General features: G+C 65.5%; 12 protein-coding genes. 9 read left to right on the top strand and 3 right to left on the bottom strand.

Annotated features, from left to right (window positions below):
* Positions 1 to 101 precede the first annotated feature (101 nt).
* Positions 102 to 1,520 (bottom strand): short-chain fatty acid transporter, encoded by a 1,419-nt coding sequence (locus C4K38_RS27115; RefSeq protein ID WP_053269933.1) that lies wholly within the window; start codon positions 1,518 to 1,520, stop codon positions 102 to 104.
* Positions 1,521 to 1,634: 114 nt separating this feature from the next.
* On the opposite strand from C4K38_RS27115, the gene C4K38_RS27110 reads away from it, so the two are divergent.
* A complete protein-coding gene (locus tag C4K38_RS27110) occupies positions 1,635 to 1,868 on the top strand; it encodes a Pathogenicity locus (RefSeq protein ID WP_053280915.1) in 234 nt (77 codons plus the stop codon).
* 4 nt (positions 1,869 to 1,872) lie between these two features.
* Entirely contained in the window at positions 1,873 to 3,255 is a 1,383-nt protein-coding gene (locus tag C4K38_RS27105; protein ID WP_053280914.1) for an aminotransferase-like domain-containing protein, read from the top strand.
* On the opposite strand, the gene panB is transcribed toward C4K38_RS27105, so the two are convergent.
* Positions 3,243 to 4,058, bottom strand: coding sequence for a 3-methyl-2-oxobutanoate hydroxymethyltransferase (gene panB / locus C4K38_RS27100; RefSeq protein ID WP_053280913.1), 816 nt, complete (start codon positions 4,056 to 4,058; stop codon positions 3,243 to 3,245). The two genes, C4K38_RS27105 and panB, sit on opposite strands and share 13 nt — an antisense overlap.
* A 170-nt stretch (positions 4,059 to 4,228) precedes the next feature.
* On the opposite strand from panB, the gene C4K38_RS27095 reads away from it, so the two are divergent.
* The 4 genes from C4K38_RS27095 (at position 4,229) to C4K38_RS27080 (ending at position 7,920) form a co-directional block, all read left to right on the top strand.
* Entirely contained in the window at positions 4,229 to 5,551 is a 1,323-nt protein-coding gene (locus tag C4K38_RS27095) for an MFS transporter (RefSeq protein WP_053280912.1), read from the top strand.
* Between the two features lie 213 nt (positions 5,552 to 5,764).
* A complete protein-coding gene (locus C4K38_RS27090; RefSeq protein WP_231998590.1) occupies positions 5,765 to 6,286 on the top strand; it encodes a hypothetical protein in 522 nt (173 codons plus the stop codon).
* 62 nt (positions 6,287 to 6,348) lie between these two features.
* Positions 6,349 to 6,897 carry a UDP-4-amino-4,6-dideoxy-N-acetyl-beta-L-altrosamine N-acetyltransferase gene (gene pseH, locus C4K38_RS27085; RefSeq protein WP_053280911.1) on the top strand — a complete coding sequence of 183 codons (549 nt, stop codon included), beginning with the start codon at positions 6,349 to 6,351 and terminating at the stop codon, positions 6,895 to 6,897.
* Between the two features lie 117 nt (positions 6,898 to 7,014).
* Positions 7,015 to 7,920, top strand: a complete 906-nt coding sequence (locus C4K38_RS27080; RefSeq protein ID WP_053280910.1) for a cation diffusion facilitator family transporter — start codon at positions 7,015 to 7,017, stop codon at positions 7,918 to 7,920.
* 231 nt (positions 7,921 to 8,151) lie between these two features.
* On the opposite strand, the gene C4K38_RS27075 is transcribed toward C4K38_RS27080, so the two are convergent.
* The gene (locus C4K38_RS27075; protein WP_007930804.1) at positions 8,152 to 8,826 is read right to left on the bottom strand and encodes a heavy metal response regulator transcription factor; all 675 of its coding nucleotides are present in this window, start codon (positions 8,824 to 8,826) and stop codon (positions 8,152 to 8,154) included.
* Between the two features lie 423 nt (positions 8,827 to 9,249).
* Between C4K38_RS27075 and C4K38_RS27070 the strand changes: the two genes are divergently transcribed.
* The 3 genes from C4K38_RS27070 to C4K38_RS27065 are packed head-to-tail and all read left to right on the top strand — an operon-like array spanning position 9,250 to position 11,953.
* A complete protein-coding gene (locus C4K38_RS27070) occupies positions 9,250 to 10,515 on the top strand; it encodes a TolC family protein (RefSeq protein WP_053280909.1) in 1,266 nt (421 codons plus the stop codon).
* On the top strand, positions 10,512 to 10,664 hold the full coding sequence (locus C4K38_RS32425; RefSeq protein WP_155772906.1) for a hypothetical protein: 153 nt from the start codon (positions 10,512 to 10,514) through the stop codon (positions 10,662 to 10,664). Before C4K38_RS27070 ends, C4K38_RS32425 begins: the two co-directional genes overlap by 4 nt.
* 56 nt (positions 10,665 to 10,720) lie before the next feature.
* Positions 10,721 to 11,953, top strand: coding sequence for an efflux RND transporter periplasmic adaptor subunit (locus C4K38_RS27065; RefSeq protein WP_053280908.1), 1,233 nt, complete (start codon positions 10,721 to 10,723; stop codon positions 11,951 to 11,953).
* Positions 11,954 to 11,975: the final 22 nt, after the last annotated feature.

The raw sequence follows: 11,975 nt of genomic DNA, 5'->3' as shown, positions 1-11,975 counted from the left end.
AGCGAGGCTTGCCCGCGATGACGGCATGGCGGGCACCCTCGGTCAGGTGGCCTATCGCAAGCAAACTCGCTCCTGCGGGGGAGCGAGTCGCCCGCAAAAGATTAGGGCGCCACAGGCGGCATATAGCTCAGCGTGGTACCCAACGCCCACAGCAGCACCAGCACCAGCGGCGCGTGCACCAGCAACTGGACGAAGGAGAAACCGATCAGGTCCCGCGCCTTGAGCCCCAGCACCCCCAGCAGCGGCAGCATGTAGAAGGGGTTGATCAGGTTCGGCAGCGCCTCGGCGGCGTTGTAGATCTGCACCGCCCAGCCCAGGTGATATTGCAGGTCATTGGCCACCTGCATCACGTAGGGCGCCTCGATGATCCACTTGCCGCCGCCGGACGGAATGAAGAAGCCCAGCACCGCCGAGTAGATGCCCATCAGCAGCGCGTAGGTGTCGTGGGAGGCGATCTGCACGAAGAAGGTCGAGATGTGGTGGGCCAGGGTCTGGCCGTCGACACCCTTGACCACGGTCAGCAAGGCCGCGATGGAGCCGTACAGCGGGAACTGGATCAGTACCCCGGTGGTGGTCGGCACGGCGCGGGCCACCGCTTCGAGGAAGCTGCGTGGGCGCCAGTGCAGCAGCGCGCCGAGCATCAGGAACAGGAAGTTATAGGTGTTGAGCCCGGAAATCGCGGTGATCGCCGGCTTGGTGGCGAACTCGTGGTAGAGCCAGCCGGCCGCCAGCAAGGCCAGCAGAATGGTCAGCAGCGGGCTGTATTCCAGCCACTCGCCGGGGCGGGTGCGCGGTTGTGGCTTGGGCATGCTGAAGCTCGGGTCGATGCCGCAGGCCTTGGCGTCGCGCGCCGAGTTCGGGCCGGGCGCGGTGGCGTAGGCGATGACCAGCGAGACGACGATCAAGGCCAGCAGCAATACGCCGGACTGCCAGAGAAAGATGGTCTGGGTGAACGGAATCACCCCGGTGATCGACAGGATCGACGGCGGCAGGCTGCCCGGGTTGGCCTGCAATTGCGCGGCGGACGACGACAGGCCCAGGGCCCAGACCGCGCCCAGGCCCAGGTAGGCCGCGGCGCCAGCGGCACGGTAGTCCATGCGCAGCTCGGTGCGCCGGGCCAGGGCCCGCACCAGCAAGCCACCGAACACCAGGGACAGGCCCCAGTTGAGCAAGGAGGCGACCATGGAGATCAGCGCCACCCAGGCCACGGCGGAGCGGCCGTTCTTCGGGATGCGCGCCAGTTTGTCGATCAGCTTCACCGCCGGCGGCGAGCTGGCGACCACGTAACCGCCGATGACCACGAAGGCCATCTGCATGGTGAAGGGGATCAGGCTCCAGAAACCGTCGCCGAAGGCCATGGCGGTGTCGGTGGGCTTGGCGCCCATGGCCATGGTGGCCAGGGCGACTATGACCACCGCCAGCGCGGCGAACACCCAGGAGTCGGGGAACCAGCGCTCGGCCCAGTTCGAGCAGCGCAGGGCAAAACGGGCGGAACGGCTGTCTTCAATGTCTGTGGACACGTCGATACCTCAAGTCTTTTTATGATTGTCAGGAGGTCGGCCGCCTCAGGCTGGGGCGGCCGAAAACTGTGCAAGAATGCGGCAATTGGTACCCACTGCAAAGGATTGAAGTACATGCCGTTCCCGCTCGAAGAACGCCAGGCGCTGCTCAAGGTCAAGGGTGTCGGCGAAACCCTGGTCGCCCGCCTCGAACAACTGGGCATCGATTCCCTCGCCCAACTGGCCCGGGCCGATGCCCTGGATATCGTCACTCAGGCCTCGGCCCTGGTCGGCTCCAGCTGCTGGAAAAACAGCCCCCAGGCCCGCGCGGCGATCCAGGCGGCGATCGCCCTGGCCAAGGGCGCCTGAAGCGGTGAGCCGCGAAACGCCTTTCGCCTATCAGGCCGTCTACCGCTACCTGGTGGAGTGGTTGGACGGCGCCAGCGCGGCCGAGCAGCGCCTGCCGTCATTGCGCGCCCTGGCCCAGCGCCTCAAAGTCTCGGTTTCCACCACCAAGTACGCCTACGGTCTGCTGGAGGACGAAGGGCGGATCTACGCCCGGCCCAAGCAGGGCTACTTCAGCCGCCCCATGCCGGCGTCAGGGCTGGCGTCGGATACGGACCTGTTGGACAGGATCTATGCCTACGCCCGCCAGCCCGGAATGCTGGCGCTGTGCAGCGACGCCCCGGCGATGTTGCTGTCCCTGGACAATCCGCTGTTGACGGCCGAGCGCGAGCTGGTGCGCCAGTACCCGCGCTCCCAGGCGCCGCTGTACCAGCCGTTTGGCGAGGCGGAGCTGCGCACGGCGCTGGCCGAGCGCTACACCCGCTCGACCACGGATTACTGGCAGGCCGAGCAGGTGTTTCTCGGCACGGACCTGCGCGCGGTGCTGGCGTTGTCGCTGGATGCCCTGGAGCTGAACGGCAGCGTCGCCCTGGTGGAGTCGCCCTGTTCCTGGACGATCCTGCGGCAATTGCAGGCGGCGAAGATCCGGGTGATCGAGCTGCCGCTGGATGCCGAAGGGCGTTTCGATCGACAGCGGCTGCATGAGGTGCTGCAACGCGAGCCGGTGCGCCTGGCGCTGCTGTCCTCGACGTTGAATACGCCCCACGGCAGCCTGATGCCCGCGGCGGACAAACAGCAGCTGTGCCGCTGGCTGGGGGAGCGCGGCATCTGGTTGTTGGAAAATGACAGCTATGGCGAGTTCTGCTTCACCCCGGAGCCGGCGCGGTATCGCGATTACGCCGATCCCGAACGGCTGCTGGTGTTTTCCACTTTCGACAAGTTCATTGGTTCCGAGGCGCCCTTCAGTTATGTGCTGTGTCGGGGCCAGGGTGCTAGGTTGCAGCGGCACTTTCTCGAGCGCGCGTTCCGCCTGTCGCCGATCCGTCAGAAGGCCGTGGCCAAGCTGCTGGGCAGCGGCCGTGTCGATCAGCACCTGACTCAACTGCGCGGCCTGCTGCGCGAACGCATGGGCCAGATGCAGGCGCTGCTGGCCGAACACGCCGCCGAGCAACTGCGGGTAGTTACCCCGGCTGGGGGCGCGACCCTCTGGGCCGAGGCCACGCGCCCGGTGGATATGGCCCAGGTCTATGAGCAACTGCTGGGCCAGGGCATCGTTATCGCCCCGGGGCAGATGTTCAGCCAGCAAGGCCTCTGGCGCCATCACCTGCGCCTGAGCTTCACCCTCGACTGGCGTCAGGACATCGCCGGCGCGGTGCAACGGCTGGCCCGGGTCATCGATCAGACGCCGTAGCAGTGCCGCGCCTCGGGGAAGCGGCCGTCGCGCACCTCGGCGGCGAACTGCTCGCAGGCCTGGCTGATCAGCGCCCCGGCATCGGCGTACTGTTTGACGAAGCGCGGAACCTGGGGCCCGCCCAGGCCCAGCAGGTCTTCGGTCACCAGCACCTGGCCGTCGCAGGCGGGGGAGGCGCCGATGCCGATGGTCGGCATCGCCGAGAAGTCGCTGATACGCCGCGCGAGGTTTTCCGCCACCCCTTCCAGCAACAGGCTGAATGCCCCGGCTTCGAGGTGGGCGCGGGCGTCGGCCTCGATGGCCTGGGCGGTGCCATCGTTCAGGCCCTGGGCCTTGAAGCCGCCCATGACGTTCACGTACTGGGGCATCAGGCCGATATGGGCCATCACCGGAATCCCGCGCTGCACCAGGAACTCCAGGGTCGGCGCCAGGGCCTGCCCGCCTTCGAGCTTGAGCGCGTCACAGCCGGTGCGCGCCAGCACCTCGGCACAGTTGCGGTAGGCCTGTTGCGGCGACTCCTGGTAACTGCCGAACGGCATGTCGGCGATCACGCAGGCCAGCCGGGTGCTGGCGACCACGGCGCGGGTGTGGCCGATGATCTCTTCCAGGCTCATGTCCAGGGTGGAGGTGCGGCCGTAGCCGACCATGGCCGTGGAGTCGCCGATCAGCACGAAATCGACGAAGGGGTCCATCAGCCGCGCCATGTGGCTGGTGTAGGCAGTCAGGGAGACGATCTTCTGCTGGCCTTTCATGGCCACCAGTTGCGGCACGGTCAGGCGTTTGCTGCGGGTATGGATGCTCATGGCGGCTTTCCTGTTGCGGGTGGGAAAGTCGCCGATTATTGGCGTCCGCGGCGCCGATTCAATGCACAGGATCGCGCTAAAAACCGACCCAGAAGGGTGTTGCGGTTGTCCCTCGCGGCGTTTGCGTAGACCATGGGCGCCTTGAATTCTGCCCAACACCGAGTGGCTTTATGTCCTTTTCCCCTGACGCGCGGCCGGCGCCGTTTTCCCGGTCCGACTACAAGACCCTGGGCCTGGCGGCACTGGGCGGCGCCCTGGAAATCTACGATTTCATCATCTTCGTATTTTTCGCCCTGACCCTGAGCCAGCTGTTCTTCCCGCCGGAAATGCCCGAGTGGCTGCGGCTGTTGCAGAGCTTCGGGATCTTCGTCACCGGCTACCTGGCGCGGCCGCTGGGCGGCATTCTCATGGCGCACTTCGCCGACCGCCTGGGGCGCAAGAAGGTGTTCAGCCTGAGCATCCTGATGATGGCCCTGCCGTGCCTGCTGATCGGCATCATGCCGACCTATGCGCAGATCGGTTATTTCGCGCCGCTGTTGCTGCTGGCGCTGCGGGTGCTGCAAGGCGCGGCGGTGGGCGGCGAGGTGCCGAGCGCCTGGGTGTTCGTTGCCGAGCACGCGCCGGCCGGCCATCGCGGTTACGCCCTGGGCTTTCTGCAGGCCGGGCTGACCTTCGGCTACCTGATCGGCGCGCTGACCGCGACCCTGCTGGCGCAGCTCTTCACCCCGGCGGAAATCCTCGATCACGCCTGGCGTTACCCGTTCCTGCTCGGTGGGGTGTTCGGCGTGATCGGCGTCTGGCTGCGCCGCTGGCTCAGCGAAACCCCGGTGTTCATGGCCATGCAGGAGCAACGCGACAGCGCCGTCGAGCTGCCGCTGCGCACCGTGCTGCGCGAGCATCGCCTGGCCCTGTTGCCGGCGGCGATTCTCACCTGCGTGCTGACCTCCGCGGTGGTGGTGTTCGTGGTCATCACCCCGACCATGATGCAGAAAACCTTCGGCATGAGCGCCAGCCACACCTTCGCCCTGAGCAGCCTGGGCATCGTGTTCCTGAATATCGGTTGCGTGCTGGCCGGGCTGATCGTCGACCGCATCGGCGCCTGGCGCACGGTGATGCTCTACAGCCTGCTGCTGCCGCTGGGCATCGGCCTGCTCTACGGCTGCCTGATCGGCGGTGGCGACTGGGTCGGCCTGGCCTACGCCATCGCCGGCCTTGGTTGTGGCGTGGTGGGCGCGGTGCCGTCGGTGATGGTCGGGCTGTTTCCGGCGCGGATCCGCGTGTCCGGCATCTCCTTTACCTACAACATCGCCTACGCGCTGTGGGCGAGCACCACGCCCTTGCTGCTGATCGGCCTGATGCCCTGGAGCCCATGGATCTGCGTGATGTATTGCGCGGTGATGGGCGCGGTCGGGGTCATCAGCGCCGGCTATTTTGGGGCGCGCATGCCGAAGCTGACGGGGAGTGCGGTGCCTGGGGTTTGTGCGGGGTCCTGAGGCTCTTTCGCGAGCAAGCGAGCGCTCCCGCGGGGGAAATTTTTTGCCTCCAGAAACACCTGCAGACGCCGGCGCGCGCGGACTAGAGCCTTCGCCGCCAACCCGGCTTTTTACCGGGTAAATGCCCGTGAAAGTTACGCTTAGCCAAGGCCCATTTACCCGCTAATCTCTCGAAAAAAAGCGCGGTCCACGCGCCAGTTTTCGGGAGCTGCCTTGATCCGGTCCGTCCTTTGTTCCCTGCGTGATTTCTCCACGTTGCCCTCGCTGCTGCAGGCGGCGTGGTTGTCCTTTGCCATCGGCCTGTTCATGGCCCTGCTTCATCTGTGGATCTTCAACTTTGTCGACTATGGGCTGGACGGGGCCAACGTCGAATCCCTCAGCGGCAAGGTGCTGTATGCCGACCGTGGCGGGATGCTGATAGAGGACGCGGACAGTGGCGAATACACCCGGCTCAAGGTGGTTCGTGGCATCACCTATCTGCGCTCCGGCGATGGCCCGCTCCGGGGCCGGACACTGCACTTCACCTACCTGCGCGATGCGGTGCTGAGCTGCACCCTCGATGGCGAGGAGCTGTGCATCGCGCAATGCTCCAACGCCATGGAATGCCTGGACAGCCGCCGCGAGCGTGAGACGCCGCGGGGCATATTGATCGTAGCCTTCGGCACCAGCCTGGTGTGCCTGGGCCTGCATGGGCTGCGCCGGCGCAAGTCCGCGTCGGGTACCGGGATCTTTTGAATTGCCGCCGGGCACCGTTGCCCCTAGGCTGTGGGGCATCCGTTTCAGACCAGGAGCCCTGCATGCAGGTCGTGCCGATACTCGAGACTTGTGCACAGGTGCAGGCGCGTGTGCGCGAGCTGCGCAACCAACCGGACGTGCGCAAGTACATGTACACCTCCCACGAAATTTCCGAGGCCGAACACCGTGCCTGGCTCGCCTCGCTGGTGGGCAACCCGCGCCAGTCGGTGTTCGTGGTGCTGCAAGAGGGAATCGCCTGCGGCGTGGTGTCGCTGAACGCGATCAATGCCCTGCACAAGTGCGCCGACTGGGCCTTCTACCTGGACAGCGGCTTGCAGGGCAAGGGCCTGGGCAGCCAGCTGGAATTCTGGTTGCTCGACCATGCCTTCGGCGCGGCCGGCCTGGAAAAGCTCAACTGCGAGGTGCTGGCGCTGAACCAGGCGGTGATCCGCCTGCACCAGAAGTTCGGTTTCACCCTCGAGGGCGTGCGCCGGCAGAACGTCGAGAAAGACGGCCAGCGCATCGATGTGATGCTGCTCGGCATCACCCGCGAGGAATGGGCTGCCCAGCGCCCGGGCATGCTTGCGGTGATGGCGCGGCTGGGGCGCTGAAAACCGTTACGCATAACGGTCAGATGGCAGCAGTATGACCATTGCGTCATTTTGCCGGGGTGCGCTGCCCAGGCCGGCTATCATCAGCCACGACGATTTTCACAGGCGGGGGCTTTCATGGGCGCAGGGCACAGTCACGGACAGGTTCGGGCCGGACACGAACGCAAGTTATGGATGGCCCTGGGGCTGACCGGCAGTTTCATGATTGCCGAGGTGATCGGTGCCTTTATCACCGGCAGCCTGGCGCTGCTGTCCGATGCCGCCCATATGATGACCGACGCGCTGGCGCTGGCGATCTCCCTGGTGGCGATCCAGGTCGGCAAGCGCGCGGCCGATCGCAAGCGCACCTTCGGTTATGCGCGTTTCGAGATTCTTGCCGCGGCGTTCAACGCCATCCTGTTGTTCGTGGTGGCCTTCTACATCCTGTTCGAGGCTTGGCAGCGCCTGTCCGCGCCAGCGGAAATCCAGTCCACGGGCATGCTGGTGATCGCGGTGCTGGGGCTGATCGTCAACCTGATTTCCATGCGCCTGCTGGCCTCGGCGAGCGCCGAAAGCCTCAACGTCAAGGGCGCCTACCTGGAAGTCTGGAGCGACATGCTCGGCTCCATCGGCGTGATCGTCGCAGCCTTGGTGATCATGTACACCGGCTGGGGCTGGGTCGATTCGCTGGTGGCGGCGGCCATCGGTTTCTGGGTGCTGCCGCGTACCTGGACGCTGCTCAAGGAGAGCATGAACGTGCTGCTGCAAGGCGTGCCGGACGGCATCGATATCGACCAGGTCGAGCAGGGCATCCGCGCCATCGACGGAGTGACCGAGGTCCACGACCTGCACCTGTGGGCCCTGACCAGCGGCAAGAACGTGATGAGCACGCACCTGGTGGCCGACCTGGGACGGCGCAGCGAACAGCAGATCCTCGACGAGGTCACCGAGCTGATGCACGAGCGCTTTGATATCTCCCATGTGACGGTCCAGGTCGAGCAGGCCGGCTTTCACGAACAGGGGCACGAAGAGCACGTGCATTGATTCCCCGGCGCATCGGGCTCCATACCCTGTAGCCGCTGCCGAGCCTGCGAGGCTGCGAACGACCGCGAAGCGGGCGCCGCTCTTGAGCTCGCAGGAGGTCCTACGGACCTATCGCAGCCTTCGGCAGCGGCTACATCGATCGCGTAACTATCGGGTTGCGCCCTTGTAGCCGCTGTCGAGCAGCGCGAGGCTGCGATCGGTCTGGGTGGTATCCCGACGCAGCGGGCGCTATCAATCTCGCTCTTCGAGCACGTAACCGACGCCGCGCAGGGTGTGGATAAGTTTGCTCTCGAACGGGTCGTCGATCTTGGCCCGCAGGCGGCGGATCGAGACTTCCACCACATTGGTGTCGCAATCGAAGTTCATGTCCCACACGAACGAGATGATCTGGGTCCGCGACAGCACCACGCCGCTCTGGCGCATCAGCAGGTGCAGCAGGGCGAACTCCTTGGTGGTCAGGTCGATGCGTTGCTTGCCGCGAAAGGCCCTGTGGCGGCCCTGGTCCAGTTCCAGGTCGGCCACCCGCAGCACGTCGGGTGTCGGTGACTGCTCGCTGCGCCGCAACAGGCTGCGCACCCGCGCCAGCAGCTCGGGGAATTCGAACGGCTTGACCAGGTAATCGTCGGCGCCTAGGTCCAGGCCCTTGATCCGGTCCACCAGGCGCCCCTGGGCGGTGAGCATCATGATCCGCGTATTACTGTTCTGGCGAATGCGCTGCAGCACGCCCCAACCGTCCAGCTCCGGCAGATTGACGTCGAGAATCACCAGGTCGTAGGCGTGCTGGCGGGTCAGGTGCAGGCCGTCGGCGCCGTTGTTGGCGCAATCGACGACGTAGCCGCTTTCGCTCAATCCCTGATGCAAGTAGTCGGCGGTTTTCGGTTCATCCTCGATCACCAGAATGCGCATGCTGAATTAGCCTCGGTGTTTAATGCAGTGGGGAAGTCCAATAACTTCGTTGGAAGTAACGGGCTGGATGATTCAAGTTTCGAGTTTCAAAGTTCTGGATTAGAGGTTCTGGATTTAAAAGTTTCGAAGTGTCGTGCGGGGAGAAGTTGTTTCTCTATATTTCAAGTTGTTGGTTTATTGCACTTGCTCTCGGGTCGATGGCCGGGATGTTAATACAGAAGCCCGTGGCAGAGCGTTTGCTAACGGATTTGTAATCTTTGCGCCACCCTGTCGATAAGTACCGAAGGCTACATTTGGCCGGCACTAAATACTCACCTGTTAGTTGTTTTATGGGTGGAGTGTGGATGCGTCGTGCCGGTTCAACTTCCTCGCGCCGCCCAGCCTCCGCCGTCACTCTGTACCGGTAAGGGGCCAGAAAGCGTTATGCCAACCACCATTAAAAAACTTACCTGGATAGTCGGGGCATTGTCCGGCGTCCTGTTGTTGGCCAGTGCCGCGCTGCAGGAAGCCGCGGCGTCCGAGGGCCGGGTGCTGAGCCTCGACAACGCCCTGGCCGACGCCTTCGCCAACAACCCTGAACTGGCGGCCGCGCGCTGGGAAATCGACATCGCCCAGGGCGGCCGGCAGCAGGCGGGCTTGATCCCCAACCCGGTGTTGTCCTGGGACGCCGAAGACACCCGCCGCAGCTCGCGCACCACCACCGTCAAGCTCAGCCAGACCCTGGAACTGGGCGGCAAGCGCGGGGCGCGCATCGATGTCGCCAGCCGTGCCCAGGATGCCGCGGCGCTGGAGCTGGAGCGCCAGCGCAACCAGCTGCGCGCCGATGTGATCGCGGCTTTCTACGGCGCCTTGCGTGCCCAGGAGCGCAGCGATCTGGCTGGGCGTTCCCTGGCCCTGGCCGAGCGCGGGCTGACGGTGGCCAAGGGGCGGGTGAGTGCCGGCAAGGCCTCGCCCGTGGAAGCCACCCGCGCCCAGGTCCAGCTGTCGGAAGTCCGCCTGGAGTTGAGTCGCGCCGAGATGGATCGGACTAACGCCTATCGGCAACTGGCGACCGTAACCGGCGCTGCCACCACCGACTTCAACGCCGTCGCGGAGCCAGCCAGCGGGCTGCCCTCGCTGCCGCCTTCGGCGCAATTGCTGGCGCGCCTGCAACAGACCACCGAACTGCGCCTGGCCGAAATGCAGGTGGTGCAGCGCGAAGCGTCCCTGGGGCTGGAAAAGGCCCAGCGCATTCCCGATCTCGATATCAGCGTGGGCAGCCAGTACGACGCCAGTGTGCGTGAGCGGGTCAACCTGGTCGGGGTGTCGATGCCGATTCCGCTGTTCAACCGCAACCAGGGCAACGTGCTGTCGGCGGCGCGCCGCGCCGATCAGGCCCGGGATTTGCGCAACGCCGCTGAGCTGCGCCTGCGCAGCGAAACCAAGCTGGCTCTCGATCAGTGGAGCACTGCCAGCAACGAAGTGCAGTCGTTCAACCAGGTGATCCTGCCGGCCGCGCAAAACGCCGTGGACACCGCCACCCGTGGCTTCGAGATGGGCAAGTTCAACTTTATCGAAGTGCTCGACGCCCAACGCACGCTGATCAGCGCCCGCACCCAGTACATCGCCGCCGTGGCCCAGTCCACCGACGCCTGGGTGCGCATCGAGCGCATCTACGGCGACCTCGCCGGCCCCGATCGCACGCTGTGAAAACGCTGTTGTTCGTCCTGTTGTGCCTGGGCGGGCTGCTGCTCGTGGACTGCAGCGTGCCGGTCCGGGCCGAGGAGACCTCGTCCCATTGGTGCCTGCATGAACTGCATCGGGCGCTCGGCGATTTCTTTTTTCCACAGACCTCGTGACGCGTCGCCGTTGCCGGATGACGCGTCGAGTCGAGTCGATTTTTTCAGGAGCATTCATGGACAAGAAACGAAGCACAGCCATGGCACTGGCCGTGGCGGTCGCGCTCGGCGTGGCCGGGTTGATGTGGCAGGACCTGTTCCAGGGGGCGCCGGTGGCCGCGCAGGCGAAACCCGCGACCAAGGCGGACACGCACAAGGACGGCGAGGCACATCAGGAAGGTGAGGAGGGGCCATCGGAAGGTGAGGGACATGCCGAGGAAGAGGGCAAGGTCGAGCTCAGCGCCGAGCAGATCAAGGCCGCCGACATTCAACTGGCCGCGGCCGCACCGCGCAATCTCAGCAGCTTGCTGACGCTGCCGGGGGAGATCCGCTTCGACGAGGACCGCACCTCGCACATAGTGCCGCGTGCGGCCGGGGTGGTGGAGTCGGTGGCGGTCAATCTCGGCCAGACGGTGAAGAAGGGTGAACTGCTGGCGGTGATCGCCAGCCAGCAGATCTCCGACCAGCGCAGCGAGCTGGCCGCCGCCGAGCGCCGGGTCGAGCTGGCGCGCACCACCTTCCAGCGCGAGCGCCAGCTGTGGGTCGACCAGATCTCCGCCGAGCAGGATTACCTGCTGGCGCGCCAGACCCTGCAGGAAGCCGAAATCGCCCTGAACAACGCCCGGCAAAAAATGAATGCCCTGAGCGGCAGCACGGTGCTGGCGGGCGGCAACCGCTATGAGATGCGCGCGCCGTTCGACGGCGTGGTGGTGGAAAAACACCTGAGCGTCGGCGAGGTGGTGGGCGAGACCAGCGCCGCCTTCACCCTGTCCGACCTGTCCCGGGTCTGGGTCACCTTCGGCGTGTTTCCCAAGGACCTGAACAAGGTCCGGGTGGGCAAGCCGGTCCGGGTGCAATCCACCGAGCTGGGCACCCAGGTGCAGGGCACCGTGGCTTATGTCGGCAGCCTGCTGGGCGAGCAGACCCGGACCGCCACGGTGCGGGTCACGGTGCCCAACCCGGACGATGTCTGGCGGCCGGGGCTGTTCGTCTCGGTGCAGGTGGCGACCGATACCTATCAGGCCGGTGTCACCGTGCCGCAAGACGCGATCCAGACCGTGGAGGACAAGCCTGCGGTGTTCGTGCGCGTCGCCGATGGCTTCCAGGCCACGCCCGTGGTGCTGGGCGGCAGCGAAGGCGGCTTCGTCGAGGTCCGCGAAGGCTTGCCGGCCGGTGCCCAGGTGGCGACCTCCGGCAGCTTCATCCTCAAGTCCGAACTGGGCAAAGGCTCGGCCGAGCACGGCCATTGATCCGCCTCATTACCGAGTGTTT

It is taken from the genome of Pseudomonas chlororaphis subsp. piscium (assembly GCF_003850345.1).
Classification (GTDB): domain Bacteria; phylum Pseudomonadota; class Gammaproteobacteria; order Pseudomonadales; family Pseudomonadaceae; genus Aquipseudomonas; species Aquipseudomonas piscium.
The sequence above is the reverse complement of the archived record's forward strand: the minus strand, read 5'-3'. Positions and strand labels throughout refer to the sequence as shown.

Bases quoted from the DNA above. Each gene is read 5' to 3' on its own strand.
- C4K38_RS27110 (WP_053280915.1), top strand. From the start codon at position 1,635: ATGCCGTTCCCGCTCGAAGAACGCCAGGCGCTGCTCAAGGTCAAGGGT.
- pseH (WP_053280911.1), top strand. From the start codon at position 6,349: ATGCAGGTCGTGCCGATACTCGAGACTTGTGCACAGGTGCAGGCGCGT.
- C4K38_RS27080 (WP_053280910.1), top strand. From the start codon at position 7,015: ATGGGCGCAGGGCACAGTCACGGACAGGTTCGGGCCGGACACGAACGC.
- C4K38_RS27095 (WP_053280912.1), top strand. From the start codon at position 4,229: ATGTCCTTTTCCCCTGACGCGCGGCCGGCGCCGTTTTCCCGGTCCGAC.
- C4K38_RS27075 (WP_007930804.1), bottom strand. From the start codon at position 8,826: ATGCGCATTCTGGTGATCGAGGATGAACCGAAAACCGCCGACTACTTG.
- C4K38_RS27065 (WP_053280908.1), top strand. From the start codon at position 10,721: ATGGACAAGAAACGAAGCACAGCCATGGCACTGGCCGTGGCGGTCGCG.
- panB (WP_053280913.1), bottom strand. From the start codon at position 4,058: ATGAGCATCCATACCCGCAGCAAACGCCTGACCGTGCCGCAACTGGTG.
- C4K38_RS27070 (WP_053280909.1), top strand. From the start codon at position 9,250: ATGCCAACCACCATTAAAAAACTTACCTGGATAGTCGGGGCATTGTCC.